This window comes from Marinilabilia rubra, from assembly GCF_003121985.1.
GTDB lineage: Bacteria > Bacteroidota > Bacteroidia > Bacteroidales > Marinilabiliaceae > Marinilabilia > Marinilabilia rubra.
On the sequence record NZ_QEWP01000010.1, the window covers coordinates 73,857 to 93,216 of the forward strand.

Genomic DNA, 19,360 nt, shown 5'->3' on the forward strand with positions numbered 1-19,360 from the left:
TTATGAGGATAAAAGAATATATAAAATATGGATTGCTCGGCTTACTGGTTTTTACTGCCGGAAGTTGTGAGTATTTAGAATACGATGAAACCTCTTACAACCGGAAAGAGGACGTGTTTAGTGATTTCGGACGTACCAAGAACTTTTTGACAGGTATTTATTCTTATCTGCCCACCGATTTTAACAGTATTGACGGGGCCATGCGATCATCGGCTTCTGATGAAGCGGAGCATGTTTGGGACTTGTCCAATGTTCAGAGATTTAATGATGGCAGCTGGAGTGCTATCCAGCCCCTTGACAATGTATGGGGAGATATGTATTCAGGCATCCGGGCTGTAAACCTCTTTCTTGAAGAGACCGAGGGCCAGGAGTTTCCTGAAGAGCGCTGGAATGAAGATTATCATGAAATGATGGAACAGTTTGAGATGTACCCTTATGAAGCGCGGTTTCTCAGAGCTTTCTTCTACTTCGAGTTAATCAAAAGGTATAAGAATGTGCCCTTGATTACGGAGGTACTAACACCTGAAGAGGCAAAAAATGTGGCTCAGGATTCGTTTGATGATGTGCTCAGTTTTATCGTTCAGGAGTGCGATGAAGTAGCCAGGGAACTACCTTCTGATTTTGGTGAATTTTCGGCTGTAAAAGAAACCGGAAGGGTGACAAAAGGGGCTGCATTGGCTCTTAAAACCAGATCATTACTTTATGCTGCCAGTCCATTGCACAATATTTCCGGAGATCTTACACTTTGGCAGGAAGCTGCCCAAGCAGGCAAAGAGATCATTGATTCCGGCTGGTATTCACTGGAAAGTAATTATGAGAATGTGGTTAATAATTATACCAGCTCCGAATTGATACTCGGTAGAAGAGAAGCGGCAACTAACGGATTTGAGAAACGAAATTTCCCCATTGGCTTTGAAGGGGGCAACACAGGTACCTGTCCTACACAAAACCTGGTGGATGCTTATGAAATGGTTGAGTCCGGCTTGCCAATAACCGATGGTGAGTCCGGGTTTGATCCCATATTTCCATACTCCGGGCGTGATCCAAGGTTGGAACAAACCGTTATTCTGAACAATTCCGTTTGGAAAGGCCAGGTGGTAGAAATTTTTTATGGCGGGGTTAATGGCCAACCCAAAGATAACGCTACTGAAACGGGTTACTATCTCAAAAAATATGTAATCGAGTCGGTAAATCTGGAGCCTAACAATACCAATTCAAAAGAACATACATGGGTGCTTTTCCGATATGCCGAGGTTTTGCTGAATTATGCCGAGGCCATGAACGAAGCTTATGGACCAGAAGATGCAGCAGACATGGGGATGACTGCCCTTGCAGCTGTAAATGAAGTTAGACAGCGTGCCGGAATGCCTGATTTCCCGGCCGGTATGACACAGGATGAATTCCGGGCGAAACTCAGAAACGAACGACGGGTGGAACTGGCCTTTGAGGACCATCGCTTCTGGGACGTAAGGCGCTGGATGATTGGCGATGAAACAACGGATATTTATGCTGTTAACATTGCCAGGAATCCTTATGGAGGTTTTGCTTATGAAACTACTTTGCTTGAAGAACGTGTGTTTGAGGAAAAGATGAATTTGTATCCTATTCCTCAGGCAGAGATTTACAAGAATCCGAATCTGGAACAAAACCCCGGGTGGTAAAATTTGATTAGCTATGAAGAAGATATTTTCCATATTATTTGTTTTTGCAACTCTTTTTTCGTCTTGCGATGAGAAGTTTGCAGAAGGTGATTTCAACTTCTATGATATTGAAGAACCTGAAAATACCAATACATTAAACTCTATGCCTGAAATAGGCAAAAAGGGAATTGGGATGACAACCAGATTAGGGACTTCATGGTCATATAATGTGTCTGATCTGAAGGTGCACTGGCACTATAGTTGGGGGTCTGATTTGCTTGATTTAGAGCCTGATAATATTGATTTTGTTCCCATGATTTGGGGGAAGGGCATTGACGAAGAAAGAATTGCCGAGTTGCAAGCTTTGAAAGAAGAAGGCAAAATCAGATATCTGCTGGGATTTAATGAACCCGACAAGCAGAATCAGGCAAATATGACTGTAGATGAAGCCATTGAGCAATGGCCCTCGCTCGAGGAGGTTGGAGTCCCCCTGGGTAGTCCTGCTCCGGTAAACCCTACCGGTGATTGGATGCAGGAATTTATGCAAAGAGCTGATGAAAACGGTCTCCGCGTTGACTTTGTCTGTGTGCATTGGTATGGCGGGGTTAATCCTGACGGTTTATTGAACAAGCTGGAAGAAGTGTATGATCTTTACGGAAAACCCATCTGGATTACTGAGTTTGCACCTGCCGACTGGGATGCCACCACTCCTGAGGAAAACCGGCATTCTCCTGAAGAGGTAATGTCTTTTATGCAAACTGTTTTGCCAAAACTGGAGGACCTTGGTTATCTGCAGCGATACGCCTGGTTCTCTTTTAACCAGGACAGTCCTCAGGGCACGTCATCGGCGCTCTTTGATGAAGATGGCAATCTTACTGCTCTTGGCGAATTCTATGCCAATTTTGAACCTAATGTTTATATAGGAGAAGGCAAGGAGCCCTATGTTGATCCGGCCATTGTTTTCCAGGACGGTTTTGAAACATACGACCCCGGTGCAGATCTGGGCGGAAAAGGTTATAGTGTTTGGGAAGGTAATGCAAACGTTGCTTCAGGTGATGCTTTTAGTGGGGATAATTTTGCACAATGCGAACCGAATAATAACAGTTTCTATTTTAGAAAAAAACTGACCCTCGAGGAAGGAAAAACATACACATTTGAGGTGATGACGAAAAGTCCGGAAGGCAAAAATCACAAGGCCGTCGCAAAAATTGGTGATCGAAATATTGGAGGTGATCTTGTAAGTTCTACAGAATGGACTAAAAGTAGTTACACTTTTACCACGGGCGAAGGTGAAACGAAGGCAATAGTCTTTATCTACAGTTGGCCTGTGAGTAGGGTTGATGTGGATGATATTACAATTAAAGAAGTTGTTGAATAAATAGGTTTCAAGAGAGAGGGAATAATCCCTCTCTTTATTGTTGTTTTATATTAAATTAATTATGTTATGAAAAAATCATTACTGTTTATTATCGGAATTTTTATGGGTTTAGCGACCATAAAAGCGCAAACTGTCGTTTTTGAAGACGGATTTGAAAGTTATACTCATGGTGATAACCTGACTGGACAAGGTTATTCTGTATGGGAAGGAAGTGCCACCGTGACAAATGCAGCAGAGGCCGGAGGTGATGCATTTAGTGGGAGTAATTTTGCTCAATGCGAGCCGAGTGGTAACAGTTTCTATTTTAGAAAAAATCTGACGCTCGAGGAAGGCAAAACCTACACGTTTGAGGTTATGACGAAAAGCCCGGATGGAAAAAATCACAAGGCTGTTGCAAAAGTTGGCGATCGTAATATTGCAGGAGACCTGGTAGGGGCAACAGACTGGACAAAAACCAGTATTACTTTTACCGTGGAAGCTGGTGAAACTGAGGCTATAATGTGGGTTTATAGTTGGCCACAGAGTCGTGTGGATATTGATGAATTTAAGGTGATTGAGGAGAGTGCAACTGCCATTTCAAAAGTGAAAGTTGATGGTCCACGCGTTACAAGAGCTGCTTCAGGAGAGTTCAAAGTATCTACTGATAATAAAGTCTCTTCAATTAGTGTATATACATCCAGTGGCCAGCTTGTAAAACAAATGACCAACGCAGGAGACTCAGAGGTTACGTTTAACCTTAATGGCCAGTCACAAGGCTTGTATATTCTTCGTATAGTGGATGTCCGGGGCAATGTTTCTGTGAAAAAAGTGGTTAATAATTAATTAAAAAATGCCTGACTTGGTATGGTTGCACATATTCCCAAGTCAGGCATTTTGCATTTTAACCGCCTATCACCCTTCCTGGAATCGAGCCAAATGGGAAATTATTTGGGTAGAGTTGCATAAATAAAACTTAAAAGGTACCCCGTGAGAGGGAATTGATCTCTTTTTCGGGGTATTTACTAAATAATGTATAGAAGAATGTTAAAGCAATTATTATTTTTTGTGGGAGTGCTTTTACCTTTTAATTTAAGCGCTCAGGATTATGTGTGGACAGGTGCCGCAGGTAGCAACGATTTTTTTGATGAAGCCAATTGGCGGAATCCGGTTTCTGATGATAATCCTGTTTCCGGGGCTATTGAGCCGGGAGTGAGTATTGACTTGTCACTGATCCTTAAGGATACGCCGCAGACGGTTGTTGCCAATGGAGATATATCTCTTGGATCAGGAAGTTTATCAGTGGAAGGAGCATCTCTTTCCGGAACGGCTTTCTCCGATGGTGATTTATCCATCCTTGCTGAGGGCTATGTTTCATTGAGTGGAGCAACCCCATTGGGAGCAACTGTTGAAATTGATTTTCAGAGCGGGCTCGGTTGGGTCAAACTGCCTGAAATAAGCCCTGCTGATGTCTTAAACAATCATCTGGCCTCCTTCCTTATCTCCGGAACTGCTGCTGTATATCACGATAATATCAGAATAGACAATTACTATGAGAGTGGTGCTTTGGTACGTCCCAATTTATCCTCTGCGGCTCCCATGATTGTTTTTGATGAGCCTGAATTGCAGGGCAACAATGCTCAAGTAGAAGTGGATAAGGTGCATAGTGCAAGTTCCATTCCGGAAGATTTAAACAATGCTATTGCTTCCTTTGAATTAAAACGGGGATACATGGCAACTCTGGCCATAAATGAGGATGGTACCGGACTTAGCAAAGTTTATATTGCTTCTGAAGAAGATTTGTTGGTGGAAAACCTGCCTTTGAACCTTAGCGAAAAGATCTCTTTTATACGTGTCGTTCCCTGGAATTGGGTAGCTAAAAAAGGAATTGGGGGAAATGTTACTGGTCTGAATGAGACCTGGCACTATAAGTGGGGCAATAATGGGGTTTCTACCATTGAACGTGAAAATGTACCGATGGCCTGGGGAAAAGGAGGGGCTGATGATGCTTCAGATATAGAGCTATACAAGGGAAAGTATAAAACACCCCACGTATTGGCTTTCAATGAGTCCGATAATTGTGACGATCAATCCGGGCAATGGGGGGATTTGTGTAATACAGACGTAGCGGTTGCTACCTACGAAAATTTAATGAAAACGGGCCTCCGTCTGGTTTCCCCATCTTGCCGTGAAAATGCTCCTTTTGGCTGGTTAAAAGAGTTTTACGATAAGGCCACTGCTCAAAATATCCGGATTGATGTAATCGGGGTTCATTGGTACGATTGGGGCAGCAATCCTAAAAATTCTCCCAATGCCGATCCTCAGCAGGTTTTCAACCGTTTTAAAAATTATCTTCAAAGGGTATATGACCTATACCAACTACCCATTTGGATTACCGAGTTTAACGCCAATCCGAACCGAACTACAGCGGTAAATAAAGCATTTATGGAGTTGGCACTGCCCTATCTTGAGTCGTTGGATTATGTGGAGCGGTATGCCTGGTATCAGCCTAATTCTGATGTTGCCGACTACTACGATGGTTCCGGTAATTACACAGATGTTGGATTGGTGTATAAAAACCAAAAATCCACTCCTTCTGTTTCTGATGCTTCGATTTCAGTTTCTTCCAATCTGGATGGTGCGCTTAATCGCGATCCATTAACTGTTTTTGAAGATTATTTCGAGACTTATACCGACGGGCAAAACCTGGGGAGTTTTTATACAGTATGGGAAGGTCCCGCCAATGCTGTGGATGCTTCTATTACCAATGATTCCGGATCTGCCTATGAAGGAACTAAGTTCGGGAAATCAAACAACAACAGGGAGGACTTTAATTTGAGAAAAACTTTTGAGCTTGAGGCCGGTAAAACTTATGTTTGGAAGCTGGCTACTAAGATGACAGATGGTGCTAAGCACGTAATGAAAGTTTTGCCGGATGATTCTTATCCAACGCTGGAATGTTTTAACAGGGATTGGGAGGAGCATTCGGTTGAGTTTACCGTTAAGGAAGGGAGTGTTTCTGTGACCCTTTCCCTTTACAGGTGGCCGACAAAAAATCTTTATTTCGACAATTTTGTCCTAAAGGAGAAAGAAACAGACACATCATTTGAAGATAATATCCGGTGGAATGAATGTAACTTCAGGGTTTATCCCAATCCGGTAGTAGAAAAATTGAATCTTCAAAGCGATTGTGAGGCTCCACAGAATAACAGGATTGACATTGTAAATATCAATGGAGAGAAGGTTCTCGAATTTATGGATTACGAAGCCATGGATGTTTCTTCACTAACTTCCGGCCTTTACTTTTTGATCATGGGAAATCAGACTGTTAAATTTTTAAAGCGGTAATGAATTCTGCCATGAACTGAGTGTGAAACCGGAGCAATGGAGCCGACAAGTAGAAAATGACCGGCTTTAGCAATTTCAAAAAATATGAACTATGACAAGATACTTTGTTTTAATCGGGTTATTGCTATGTGGTTTGTTTTCTGCCCAGGCCAAAAGTTATTATTTTAACGAAAAATCGGGAAGTGATCAAAACTCCGGACTTTCTCCTGAAGCTCCTTTTTTAAGCCTGAAAAAAATCAATGAATTAAAGCTCCAACCTGGTGATAGTGTTTTGCTTTCTGCCGGCCAAACATTTAAAGAGTCTCTTGTTCTAAGGAATATTATAGGAAACGCTCATCAAAAAATAGTTGTTGGTTCGTATGGTGAAAACGATAAAAAAGCAATAATTGATGCTGCCGGCTTTTTAAATGGGATTCTGATTCAGGACTGTGCCTATTTGACGGTTGAGAATTTGAAAATTACGGCCAACGGTAAAGACAATTCAGAAACAGTTGCCGGGACTATGCGATGTGGCGTTTTGGTTAAAACTTCAAAAGCCGGGACGTATGAAAGTATCTCCCTTGAAGGGTTGGATATACAAGATGTTTTTTATGAAGATCCTGGTTTCAGGAGAGGAAAAGATGAGGTGAGAACGGCCAACGGCACACAACGTTATGGTTGGGGCATCCGGTTTATCAATCGTACTGAGGGAGCTTTGTTGAAAAATGTAAAGGTTCGGAATTGCCGGGTAAAAAATGTGGCCCATACCGGTATTAAATTCACTGCTTTTACTGATGGCATTCAGGGAGTAGAAGTTTCAGATTGCCGTGTGCTTAAAACAGGAGGCCCTGGTATTCAGATGTCCGGAGTGTATGATGGAAATGTGAAAAACTGTGTCGTCAATTACTCCGGAAGTAAAGATGATTCCAGGAAGTGGGGCCGGGGTAGCGGCCTGTGGACCTGGGGATCTTCGAACATCATCATAGAACACAATGAATTCCGAAATGCCAATGGTCCCGGTGATTCTGCGGGTTGTCACATCGATTTCAATTGCCGGAATGTCATTGTGCAATACAACTTCAGTAACAAGAATGCTGGTGGGTTTATTGAAATCCTGGGCAACAATTTTAATTGCGCCTACCGCTATAATATCAGTGTAGATGACGGACACAGAATAAAAGGTGAAAACGGTGCTTTTCAGGAAGGGAAAACTTTTTGGCTGAGTGGCTACCGCGGGGATAAAAAACGCAGTGGACCTTTTAACAGTTATATCTATAACAATACCATTTATGTGAGCGATTCTATTGATGCTAAAATTGCCGTCACCAGGGTGGCCAAAGGGGTGATGGTGGCCAATAATATTTTTTACATAAAAGGTGAAAGTCAGGCAGTACTGGGTGATCAGTATAAGCCTGAAAAAGATGGATCCGGTTCTGTGCGGAATGTGGTCTTTAAGAATAATCTGTTTTTGAAAACCAAAAATTGGCCGCAAGAGGTTTTAATTCAGGATGAGGCCCCTCAATATGGTAATCCTGATTTTATGAATCCCGGAGGCAACAGCTTTTCCGACTATGTTCCTCAAAATAAGTCTATCATCCGCAATAGAGGAATAAAAATACCGGTGCTGCCTGGTGATAGTATCGGGTTGGTTTCGGGGCTGAAAGTTGAAAAGGACATCTTTGGGCATCAGATAAAAGGCAAACCTGATATGGGGGCTGTTGAATTATAATAGTCCGTTAGAAAAAGCCTAAACGCAAAGGCGCGAAGACGCAAAGTTTTTATTATGAGAGAGTTGGGGTTTACTTTTACGAATGCGTAAATGGGTGATTACTAGTGTCAAGTCAAGTGTAGAATGTCGGGTAAGCCGCCGCTTTTTTTCACCTCGTGCAAAACAACAAAAAAGTAAGCATAGCCGTAGCTACGTGAGTCTTTTTTTTGAGAAGCACAAGGTAGAAAGAGCAAGGCTTGGGCCCTCAGACTATGCTTGACTTTTACACTAGGCTCCTGTAGTCAGTAACTTAAAAACAAGAGGTTTTTCGCGTTAAAATACATATTATCAATATTATACGATTCATCTTTCATCTAATCCCGAAGCTTCTGGAAATATCTAACGATCTATTATCAAAAAAAGAGGAGGTATTATTGCAATTGCTCCTTTAAATTTTTATCGATGGTATATTTGAAAATAGTTTTTTTGTGGTTGATACTGATTTTGTCAGGTTTTGACCTTCCTGCTCAGACCGTAATCTGGGAATCCGAGGGAGAAAACGGGAATCTGGCCGGAACTGCCGAAATAAATGAGGGATGTGACTTTGCCTCACAGGATGCCTTCGTTAAAATGAATAGTGATGCCGGCAATCAATTGACGTTTCAGGATGTTGAGGTGCCTTCCTCCGGTACTTATCAATTGGTGGTTCATTATTTTTATGTGGGTGCTCAGCCATTGGAGGTTTTTGTTAATGGCATTTCAATGGGGGTAAAAGAATTTCCTTCGGCGCACTGGTGTTATCAGGGAGTGGCTGCAGAATATTCTATGGATATTGATTTGAATGAGGGGATCAATGAGGTGAGTTTTCAAACAGCCAACGGATTGGCAGGGCCTTTTATTGATAAAGTTCAGGTTCTGGATGCCACAAATATTTATTTGTCCTTTTCTGATTTGGAAGTAAAAATGGTACAGGGACAAACGGTGCATGTTGCTGTAGAAATGTCCGGTGTTTTAAATCAGGAGGTTCGGGTATCGCTATCTGTGCCGGTTGATGGTGCAGATTTTATTCAGGTTGATCAATCAACAGTAACCATTCCTTCCGGGAACGAAAAGGCTTTAATTAAGGTTTATGCTCCGCTGAGAGCTGATAAAACAGACCAAACTGTATTGGTTCAACTTTCCAATCCTACTTCAGGAGTTTTGCTGCTAAATGATCAGTTGACGCTACAAATTGCCGGAACTACCAACAATTATTATGTGAGCAGCACCACCGGCAATGATAACAATGATGGTCTTACACCTGAAACCCCCTGGAAAACCCTGGCAAAGGTGAGTGAGTTTTCATATACTCCGGGCGACAGTGTTTTGTTCTTTTCGGGCGACGAGTTTACAGGCCAATTGAAAATAAACAGTTCAGGTATTGAAGGGGACCCCCTGGTGTTTAGCAGGTATGGCCCCGGAAACCAACCCGTACTCAATGGTGCCGGGTCGTCTGTAGGGGATTTTGAATCCACCGTTTTTATCAACAATCAATCTTTTATTGAACTGCAGGATCTGGAAATAACCAATGACAGGAAAACATCGCGAAGTGGATCAGATGATAAAGTGGGGTATGGCATATTTGTGTTGAATGATGGTTTGGAAGTGATGCAACATTTCAGGTTTGAAAAGTTAACCATCCGTGATGTTTTTGCCGTTAGCACCGAAGGAGTTGAATTCAATCAGCTTAAAGTAGCAGGCATCTATTTTCGCAGTGAACGCAATACTGTTGCGGGCGAGGAAAAACATATAAGGGATGTGCTGGTCGATAGTTGTTACATTACTCATACTGGGAAATTTGGCATCTGGAGCCAGCACGCAGGAGGTAAAAGCGGTATTGGTAATGATTCAATAAACCGGAATATGAACCTTGTTTTTAGCAACAATCATATGTTCGAAACAGGCGGGTCAGGTATTACTCCGGGAGGGTCTTACAATTGTCTGGTAGAAAATAACACCTTTGAATATACAGGTTCTGACGCGGATCCAAGAATGGCAAAGCGGGGAAGCGGAGCCTGGTTTTTCAATTGTCGCAATGTAATAGCGCAATACAATAAATCGCTGCATGTACGCGGGCCGGCTGATTCTTACGGCATGCACATTGATTTTGGCAACCGCAATGTCATCCTTCAATACAACTATAGCGAGGACAGTGAAGGTGGCTTTGTTGAGATCCTGGGTAAAAATGTCAACTCTGTTTATCGGTTTAATGTGAGTGTTAATGACGGTATCAGAGACAAGAAAGGCAATACATTGTGGGTGTCAGATTATGCGGGGACTAACAATAAAGTGTTGTCCGATAGCAATTTTATTTACAACAACACCATTTATGTGGATGCAGCTATTACTCCCGATATTTCCATAAACGCCAAAAACACCTTTGTTTACAACAATATTTTTTACGCTGGCGCTTATGCATCCATTGGTAATAATACGGATGTGAATATCGAAACTGGTAGTGAGTTGAAGATGTCTAACAACCTCTTTAAAGGAAATATCAACTCAATCTTTGCCAATATGGACAAAAACCCTGTTTTTGGTGACCCCTTTTTTGTCAAGGGCGGAGAGTCTGAAACAGACTCTTATTACTTGGGAAAAGAGAGCGAGGCTTTGGGATCTGGTATTTCCTTCCCTGAACCACAATTCCCAATGGCAGGGAAGGGGATCTTTAAGGATGTGGATTTATATCCTCAATTGGATTTTTATGGTAATCCTGTTAACGTATCTAACAGCATTCCAAATATTGGAGCTTATAATGGAGAAGGTGTCGGTGATGTGGGCATTGATGAGTTTGAGATCATCGAAGCTACCAGTCTAAGGTTTTATCCAAACCCTGCAAAAGGAGAGGTATTCTTAAGTATAAAAGCTGAAAAGCATGGAACAGTAATGGTCTTGCTCTCTGATTTGCAGGGGCGTGAACTTCAAAGGGAACCTTTCAGGGTACAACCGGGCAACAACACTCTGGAGATTCAGGTGAGCACTGAATTGAAAAATGGAATTTATCTTATTAGCATGGAGGAGAATGGTCTTTTTATTTCGAAGCGCCTTTTGCTGGTGCGATGAGGTTTTTAGCTCTGTTGAGTTTTTGTTTTGTTTAACAGGGGTTTGGGGCTGTGGTGTGAATGGTTTCAACCCGATATTTGAAAAAAACTGCCCCTGCTGTTTTGACCAGAATTTAAACCAAATAAGAAAGTTTTGCGAGAGGAGAATAGTCCTCAATTTTAAATATTGCATAGTGCAAAATTATTGATAAAATCTTTTTAGGATGTTAAAGGAATATTACTCCATTGGTAAATAATAAAAAAGGAAATTAGAGTCATGAAAATGAAAGGTCTATTAATCGTATCGCTGTTGGCAGTTGGTATTTTGGGATGTCAACAGACACCGGAAGGCTCTTTTGAGCCGGGAGCCATCTGGCCCGATAATAATGGGGTACACATAAATGCCCATGGTGGTGGCATGCTGTATAAGGATGGAGTTTATTACTGGTTTGGTGAACACAAGATTGAGGGCAAAGCCGGGAATAAGGCCCATGTAGGAGTTCATTGTTATTCATCGGAAGATCTGTACCATTGGCAGGATGAAGGTATTGCCCTTGAGGTCCATGAGGATACTTCTTCTCTATTGGTTGAGGGATGCATAATAGAGAGGCCAAAGGTTATTTATAACGAAAAAACAGGAAAATATGTGATGTGGTTCCATCACGAGCTTAAAGGAATGGGCTATGATGCTGCCATGACAGGTGTGGCTGTGGCCGATGATGTTACCGGCCCTTATACTTACCTGAGAAGTGTTAATCCCAATGCCGGTCAGTGGCCCATGAATTACCCCGATAGTCTGAGGAAGGATACTACTACCATGGCGTCATTGGAACGTTGGTCCGATGAATGGCGTAAAGCTGTTAAAGAAGGACTGTTTGTCAGGCGTGATTTTGAAAAGGGACAAATGGCCCGCGATATGACATTGTTTGTGGATACCGATGGCACCGCCTATCATATTCATTCTTCAGAGGAAAATCAAACGTTGCATGTATCTGAGTTAACCGACGACTACCTGGACTTTACCGGACGTTACACACGTGTACTTCCAGGTGATTCTAATGAAGCCCCTGCCATTTTCAGAAGAGGAGACAAGTATTATCTGATAGCTTCGGGATGCACCGGTTGGGCGCCTAATCCTGCCAGGTCAGCAGTCGCCGATCACCCGTTTGGGCCATGGAAACCGTTGGGCAATCCCTGCCGCGGAACTGAGGAGCAGGTGAATACTACTTTCGATTCTCAAAGCACTTTTGTTTTGCCTGTGCAGGGAAAAGAGGATGCATTTATTTTTATGGCAGATCGCTGGCGTCCGAAAAATGCAATTGACGGCAGATATGTTTGGTTGCCTGTTGAATTTGAGGAAGGTAAACCAGTGCTCAAATGGAGAGATAAATGGAACTTAAATGTTTTTGATAAGCAATAAGCCTGATAGTATGAGTTCAAAGTATAGATTATTTGTTTTGTGTGTATTCATGATTTCGGGACTTCAGTTTGTTTTTTGTGGTTCCGAAATTCCAAAGGATAAACCTAATGTCATATACATCCTTGCTGATGATTTAGGATACGGTGATCTCAGTTGTTATGGACAAAAAAAGTTCGAAACACCCAATATTGATGAACTTGCAAGGGAGGGAATGAAGTTCACAAACCATTATGCGGGTTCAACAGTATGTGCTCCTTCCCGCTCTGCATTGCTAACCGGACAGCATACCGGAAATACACCGGTACGGGGCAACAAACCCCATCACCCCGAGGGCCAGTGGCCTTTGCCGGAGGAGGCAAATTCGTTGGCCCGCCTTTTTAAACAATCGGGTTATGTTACCGGGGCTTTTGGAAAATGGGGGCTGGGTTATCCCAACTCATCCGGCGATCCGCTTGCCATGGGATTTGATGAATTTTTCGGGTACAATTGCCAGCGAAATGCCCACCATTATTATCCGTGGCATTTATATCATAACAACCAAAAAGTGATTCTTGAAGAGAATGCAGAAACCCGGAGAGGGCAGTATGCGCCTGATCTGATTCACCAGGAAGCAATGCAGTTTCTTGAAGATCACAATGATCAAAAGTTTTTTATGTATTATCCGTCAGTTATTCCGCATGCCGAATTATTGGCTCCTGAGGAATACATGAAGAAGTTTAGAGGAAAATTTCTACCCGAAAGTAGTTATGAAGGAGCTGGCCCTGAGCATCCAAGGTTCCGGAAAGGACCTTACGGATCCCAGCCGGAAGCTCATGCTGCTTTTGCTGCCATGATTACTTTGCTGGATGACCAGGTGGGAGAAATCGTGGAAAAACTCAAAGAGCTTGGCATTTCTGAAAATACCATTATTGTATTTACCTCAGATAACGGGCCTCATGAGGAAGGAGGAGCAGATCCGGAATTTTTTAACAGTAATGGACCATTGCGTGGTTTTAAAAGAGATCTCTACGAGGGGGGCATAAGGGTGCCCATGATCGCCAGGTGGCCCGGACAAATAGAGGCAGGTGCTGAGTCTGATCACATCTCCGCATTTTGGGACATGTTGCCCACTTTTGCTGATTTGCTGGGTGTAAAAGCTCCTGAAAATACGGATGGCATCTCTATGCTTCCTGAGCTGACAGGTGAAGGAAGTCAGAAAGAACATGCCTATTTATATTGGGAATTTCATGAGTTGGGAGGTCGTCAGGCTGTTAGAATGGGAAAATGGAAAGGAGTAAAGTATAATGTAAAAAAACATCCCGATCAAGCGATTGAGTTATACAATTTGGAAAATGATCCCGGAGAAACCCATGACGTTGCAGCAAAACACCCTGAAGTTGTTGACAGAATTGATAATGTTTTGAAAACGGCCAGCACTGAGTCTTCAGTTTTTAAATTTTAGAATCTACAAATCCATTCTATGATGAAAAATTTAAAATTGAATAAAATTATACTCTTTTTGAGTATTACGATTCTTTTTGCCATATCGGAGTTGCGGGCCGCTGAGAAATCCGGGCCCAATGTCATTGTCATTTTAACGGATGATCAGGGATATGGAGATGTTGGTTTTAACGGATGCACAGACATCCCAACACCCAATATCGACCGGATTGCCAACAATGGCGTCAAGTTCACAAACGGATATGTGACCTACGCGGTTTGTGGTCCCAGCCGGGCTGGTTTGATTACCGGTCGTTATCAGGATCGTTTTGGTTTTGGGCGGAATCCATTGCTGGCACCCAATGATCCCGGCGAAGGACTTCCCTTGTCGGAGGAAACCATGGCCACTGTGCTTAATAAATCCGGGTACAAAAGTATGGCTCTTGGAAAGTGGCATCTTGGGGCACACCGCTCTCAATGGCCTTTAAACCGGGGGTTTGATGAGTTTTTTGGGTTTCTGAGTGGTGGACATCAATATTTTCCTGAACTATGGACACTTCAGAATCTTTCTGAAATAAAAGGACAGTGGGATGGTTACAAAACCAAGCTGATGCACAATAATGGTCGGGTTGAAGAACAGGAATATTTGACTGATGCCCTTTCTCGTGAAGCTGTAAGTTTTGTTGAAAAGCAGGCCGGGGGATCTCCTTTTTTTATGTATCTGGCATATAATGCACCACATGCCCCCATGCAGGCCACTGAAAAATACCTTAAGCGTTTTAATCACATCAAAGATGAGAAAAGACGCACTTATGCAGCAATGGTAAGTGCAGTGGATGATGGCGTGGGCCTGCTTTTGAATAAATTGGAAGAATTGAAGATAGATGATAATACCATCGTTTTCTTTTTGTCCGATAACGGAGGACCTGAGGATCATAATGCTTCGGATAATGGTCCTTTGCGTGAAGGAAAATCGAGTCTCTATGAAGGAGGCATTCATGTGCCTTTTGCCATGCAATGGCCCGGGCATGTTCCGGCAGGTATGGTCTATAACCATCCTGTAATTTCGCTTGACATTATGGCAACGGCTGTAGCTTTGGCTAATGCCGGGACCAAAAACCCATTGGATGGGGTGAATTTGATTCCATATCTAAAAGGTGAAAAGCAGGGCATCCCGCATAAAGAATTGTTCTGGCGTAAGTACGATCAGGATTGGCATGCAGTTCGGTCAAAAGATTACAAAATGCTTCGTAGGGGAGAGTCAGATACTGAATGGTATAACCTTTCAAAAGATATTAGCGAAAAGAATGAGTTAGCAAAAGCTGAAATGAAAGATCCGGAGGAAATGCTGATGGCTCATGATAATTGGCTTTCAGAAATGAAAGATCCGGTTTTTTGGGGACTCATGCAGGGAGGAGAATACAATAAAAAGCATCCTTCCCGTTTCAGTATTCCATCTCCTTTAAGGATTGATTCTACGCCACCTCAAATTCCTGCCGGCTATGAATTATTGTGGGCCGAGGAGTTTGACCAACCGGGAAAACCGGATGAGAAATACTGGTCTTATGAAAACGGGTTTGTACGAAACAATGAGTTGCAATGGTATCAGCCGGACAATGCCATGGTTAAAAACGGGAAATTGGTAATTGAGGGAAAACGTGAGGAAGTCCGGAATCCAAACTACAACAAAAAGAGTGAAAACTGGCGGGAAAACCGCAAATACGCTGAATATACTTCTGCAAGTATCAATACCAAAGAAAAATTTACTTTTCAGTATGGCATTATGGAAGTGAGGGCCAGGGTAGACACCAGCATGGGATCCTGGCCGGCTATCTGGACCCTTGGTGCTGAGCGAAGATGGCCCGAAAAAGGTGAAGTGGATGTTATGGAGTATTACCGACACGATGGCATCCCCAAAATCCTCGCCAATGCTGCCTGGGGGAATGAGAAAAATTACAGACCTGTATGGGATTCAGCACGGGTGCCTCTTTCGTCTTTTTTACAAAAAGACCCTGCCTGGCCGGAAAAGTTTCATGTTTGGAAAATGGTGTGGAACGAGAATGTTATCCAATTGTATCTTGATGAGGTTTTGCTCAATGAAATTGATCTGGAGAAAGCCACTTACAGTGATGGGTTTAATCCCTTCAGGCAGCCCCATTATATTCTGCTCAATCTTGCTCTTGGCTCCAATGGAGGAGACCCTTCCAATACTCAGTTTCCACTGAAATATGAAGTAGATTATGTGAGGATATATCAGAGAAAATCAAATTAAAAAATCCTGGATTATGAATAGAAAATGGCTTATACTTCCACTGCTTATAATGATTCTGGGGTGTTCTGAAAAATCACCTGAAGAAGTACAACCGAATATTGTTGTCATCTATCTTGACGATCTTGGTTACGGAGATGTCAGCGCCTATGGAGCTACCGAACTGGAAACCCCCAATATTGATAATTTGGCCAATGGGGGCGTAAAATTCACCAATGGGTATGCTTCCAGCGCAACATGTACGCCAAGTCGTTATGCATTGCTTACAGGAGAATATCCCTGGCGCAATGAAGATGCCAATATCCTGCCGGGAACAGCTCCTTTGTTGATTGACACTGCACAGTCCACCTTGCCCAAGATGCTGAAAAGTCAGGGCTATCAGACCGGAATCGTAGGCAAATGGCATCTTGGACTTGGTAATGGCAATGTTGATTGGAATACTACAATTGCTCCTGGTCCCAATGAAGTGGGTTTCGATTATTCGTTCATTATGGCTGCCACTCAGGATCGTGTACCTACTGTTTACATTGAAAACGGGAATGTGGTGCGTCTGGAAAAGGACGATCCAATATCTGTGGATTACCAGAATAATTTCGAAGGAGAGCCTACCGGAAAGGATAATCCTGAGATGCTGAAAATGAAATGGCACCATGGCCATAACAGCAGCATTGTTAACGGGATTCCCCGGATTGGCTATATGAAAGGAGGAGAATCGGCAAAATGGGTGGATGAAAATATGGCAGATACCTTTCTTCTCAGGGCTCAGCAATACGTGAAAAGGCACAAAGATGAACCCTTTTTCCTCTATTATGCTATGCAGCAGCCTCATGTGCCACGTACTCCTCATCCTCGTTTTGTGGGGACATCAGGAATGGGGCCGCGTGGAGATGTAATTGTGGAGGCTGATTGGTGTATCGGGCAATTTGTTAAAACGCTTGAAGAAGAAGACCTTCTGGAGAATACTTTGATTGTATTTTCAAGTGACAACGGCCCGGTGTTGAATGATGGGTATTACGACGATGCTGTGGAAAAACTTGGCGACCATAAACCCCGGGGACCATTAAGAGGAGGAAAATACAGCTTGTTTGAAGCCGGTACCAGGGTCCCATTTATCACCTACTGGAAAGGGCATATAAACCCGCAAACTTCTGATGCCCTGGTCAGCCAGATGGATTTATTTAATTCTCTAGCAGCACTTGTGGGGGGTGAAAAACAAGGCCCTGACAGTAAGAATTTCCTGAATGTGTTTCTTGGTCAGAGTGACCAGGGAAGAGAGCATCTTATTCTGGAGGCAACTTCACGTACGGCACTACGGAAAGGTGATTGGATTATGATCCCTCCGTACAACGGTCCTGCAGTTAATGAGCTGGTAGATATTGAGTTGGGTAACTCTGAAAGTTACCAGCTTTATAATCTCAGAGAAGATATTGGGCAACAGAATAATCTGGCCAAAGAGAAGCCGGAAAAACTGAAGGAGATGCTAAAGCTGTTTGAGGAGATACGAGGAACTAATTATGCCAACACCAGGGAATTGGAGTTAAAATAAATGCTTTTAGAGTTGAGATGAAATATAGAATAACAAGGAAATAACAGTAAAGAAATCAATATTTAATACAATGAACTACAGAAGTATATTAATTTTTCTCGGGCTGGCTATCCTGGGTGCCTTTACAGGAATTGGATTAAAAGCTCAGAATCGTCCTAATATCGTAGTGGTGTACCTGGATGATTTGGGATATGGAGATTTGAGTTGCTACGGGGCTACAGCGGTTGAGACCCCTAATGTGGATAAACTGGCTGAAGGAGGGATGAAATTTACCGATGCGCATTGTTCCGCGGCCATGTGTACGCCGTCGCGTTTTTCTTTGCTCACGGGACGTTATGCATTCAGAAATAATGCCGCCATCCTGCCCGGTGATGCACCCATGCTGATTACTGAAGATATGCCTACACTTCCCGGAATGCTCCAAAAATATGGCTACAAAACGGCTGTTGTCGGTAAATGGCACCTTGGACTGGGTGATGGCAATGTGGATTGGAATGGTAAGATCACTCCCGGTCCGTTGGAAATAGGGTTTGATTATTCCTACCTGATTCCGGCAACAGGCGACCGTGTACCCTGCGTTTTGGTAGAAAATCACCATGTGGTTGGGCTGGATCCGGAAGATCCTATTGAGGTGAGCTACAAAGAAAAAGTGGGTGCTGATCCCACCGGATTGGAGAATCCTGATTTATTGAGGTATCAGGCTGATAAACAGCATGCCAAAACCATTGTTAACGGAGTGAGCCGTATAGGTTATATGAGTGGGGGCAACGCGGCACGCTGGAATGATGAAACCGTGCCTCACCAAATGCTGCATAAAGCAAGAGACTTTATGAATCAAAATCAGGACCGTCCTTTCTTCCTTTATTTTGCTTTTCATGACATACATGTTCCCCGCCTGCCGGATTACCGGTTCCAGGGGGCTACTGATATGGGCGTGCGTGGCGATGCCATTGTGCAAATGGATTGGGTAACAGGTCAACTAATGAAGCATCTTGAAGAACTGGGAATAGCAGATAATACAATGATTGTTTTCTCCAGCGACAATGGTCCTGTTTTAAACGATGGCTATGAAGATGAGTCGGTTGAAAAGCTGGGCAATCATAAGCCGGCCGGACCTTTTCGCGGGGGTAAATACAGCGCCTTTGAAGGTGGAACCAGAGTGCCGACAATTGTTTACTGGCCAGCGAAAATAAAACCCGGAGAAAGTGATGCCCTCTGGGGACATATGGACTTATATGCTTCTATTGCTGAAATTGTAGGTCACGAGCTTTCAGATAATGAAGCTCCCGATAGCTTTAATGTGTTGGATGCCATAACCGGAGCATCTGATGAAGGGCGTGAGTATCTGCTGGAGGAGGCCTATACTTTTTCATTAAGAAAAGGAGATTTCAAATACATACAACCAGTTGAAGAAATAAAAAATTCCTGGATTGAAAACAGTAAAGGCATAGAGTCGGGATTAAGTGTTGCCCCTCAATTCTATGATCTCTCCAAGGATATTGGAGAAACCAATAACATTGCCCGACAAAATAAAGGACTCGTGAAGAAGATGGAAAAAGAACTGAAGCGAATTCTGGAGGGACAAAAAAGCCGTTAA

11 protein-coding genes are annotated in these 19,360 nt (G+C 43.0%); all 11 read left to right on the forward strand.

Annotation, left to right across the window (positions count from 1 at the left end; genetic code table 11):
• Positions 1-2: 2 nt before the first annotated feature.
• A complete protein-coding gene (locus DDZ16_RS12990; RefSeq protein ID WP_109264913.1) occupies positions 3-1,661 on the forward strand; it encodes a RagB/SusD family nutrient uptake outer membrane protein in 1,659 nt (552 codons plus the stop codon).
• 13 nt (positions 1,662-1,674) lie between these two features.
• Positions 1,675-3,018 carry a glycosyl hydrolase gene (locus tag DDZ16_RS12995; protein WP_109264914.1) on the forward strand — a complete coding sequence of 448 codons (1,344 nt, stop codon included), beginning with the start codon at positions 1,675-1,677 and terminating at the stop codon, positions 3,016-3,018.
• Between the two features lie 66 nt (positions 3,019-3,084).
• A complete protein-coding gene (locus DDZ16_RS13000; protein ID WP_109264915.1) occupies positions 3,085-3,840 on the forward strand; it encodes a T9SS type A sorting domain-containing protein in 756 nt (251 codons plus the stop codon).
• 198 nt (positions 3,841-4,038) lie between these two features.
• Complete coding sequence (locus DDZ16_RS13005; protein ID WP_158275669.1) at positions 4,039-6,342, forward strand: glycosyl hydrolase; 2,304 nt, start codon at positions 4,039-4,041, stop codon at positions 6,340-6,342.
• A gap of 91 nt (positions 6,343-6,433) precedes the next feature.
• Complete coding sequence (locus DDZ16_RS13010) at positions 6,434-8,050, forward strand: right-handed parallel beta-helix repeat-containing protein (protein ID WP_109264917.1); 1,617 nt, start codon at positions 6,434-6,436, stop codon at positions 8,048-8,050.
• A 441-nt stretch (positions 8,051-8,491) separates the two neighbouring features.
• On the forward strand, positions 8,492-11,131 hold the full coding sequence (locus tag DDZ16_RS13015) for a T9SS type A sorting domain-containing protein (protein ID WP_109264918.1): 2,640 nt from the start codon (positions 8,492-8,494) through the stop codon (positions 11,129-11,131).
• Between the two features lie 255 nt (positions 11,132-11,386).
• On the forward strand, positions 11,387-12,529 hold the full coding sequence (locus DDZ16_RS13020) for a glycoside hydrolase family 43 protein (RefSeq protein ID WP_198416718.1): 1,143 nt from the start codon (positions 11,387-11,389) through the stop codon (positions 12,527-12,529).
• Between the two features lie 10 nt (positions 12,530-12,539).
• Positions 12,540-13,970 carry an arylsulfatase gene (locus tag DDZ16_RS13025; protein ID WP_109264979.1) on the forward strand — a complete coding sequence of 477 codons (1,431 nt, stop codon included), beginning with the start codon at positions 12,540-12,542 and terminating at the stop codon, positions 13,968-13,970.
• Positions 13,971-13,991: 21 nt separating this feature from the next.
• Positions 13,992-16,220: a sulfatase-like hydrolase/transferase gene (locus tag DDZ16_RS20860; protein WP_198416719.1), complete on the forward strand. Its 2,229-nt coding sequence runs from the start codon at positions 13,992-13,994 to the stop codon at positions 16,218-16,220.
• A gap of 13 nt (positions 16,221-16,233) precedes the next feature.
• The gene (locus tag DDZ16_RS13035) at positions 16,234-17,763 is read left to right on the forward strand and encodes a sulfatase family protein (RefSeq protein WP_109264919.1); all 1,530 of its coding nucleotides are present in this window, start codon (positions 16,234-16,236) and stop codon (positions 17,761-17,763) included.
• 70 nt (positions 17,764-17,833) lie between these two features.
• The gene (locus tag DDZ16_RS13040) at positions 17,834-19,360 is read left to right on the forward strand and encodes a sulfatase family protein (protein ID WP_109264920.1); all 1,527 of its coding nucleotides are present in this window, start codon (positions 17,834-17,836) and stop codon (positions 19,358-19,360) included.

Coding starts and splice junctions, on each gene's coding strand:
- DDZ16_RS13010 (WP_109264917.1), top strand. CDS start 6,434: ATGACAAGATACTTTGTTTTAATCGGGTTATTGCTATGTGGTTTGTTT.
- DDZ16_RS20860 (WP_198416719.1), top strand. CDS start 13,992: ATGAAAAATTTAAAATTGAATAAAATTATACTCTTTTTGAGTATTACG.
- DDZ16_RS13020 (WP_198416718.1), top strand. CDS start 11,387: ATGAAAATGAAAGGTCTATTAATCGTATCGCTGTTGGCAGTTGGTATT.
- DDZ16_RS12990 (WP_109264913.1), top strand. CDS start 3: ATGAGGATAAAAGAATATATAAAATATGGATTGCTCGGCTTACTGGTT.
- DDZ16_RS13025 (WP_109264979.1), top strand. CDS start 12,540: ATGAGTTCAAAGTATAGATTATTTGTTTTGTGTGTATTCATGATTTCG.
- DDZ16_RS13035 (WP_109264919.1), top strand. CDS start 16,234: ATGAATAGAAAATGGCTTATACTTCCACTGCTTATAATGATTCTGGGG.
- DDZ16_RS13015 (WP_109264918.1), top strand. CDS start 8,492: ATGGTATATTTGAAAATAGTTTTTTTGTGGTTGATACTGATTTTGTCA.
- DDZ16_RS13005 (WP_158275669.1), top strand. CDS start 4,039: ATGTTAAAGCAATTATTATTTTTTGTGGGAGTGCTTTTACCTTTTAAT.
- DDZ16_RS13000 (WP_109264915.1), top strand. CDS start 3,085: ATGAAAAAATCATTACTGTTTATTATCGGAATTTTTATGGGTTTAGCG.
- DDZ16_RS13040 (WP_109264920.1), top strand. CDS start 17,834: ATGAACTACAGAAGTATATTAATTTTTCTCGGGCTGGCTATCCTGGGT.
- DDZ16_RS12995 (WP_109264914.1), top strand. CDS start 1,675: ATGAAGAAGATATTTTCCATATTATTTGTTTTTGCAACTCTTTTTTCG.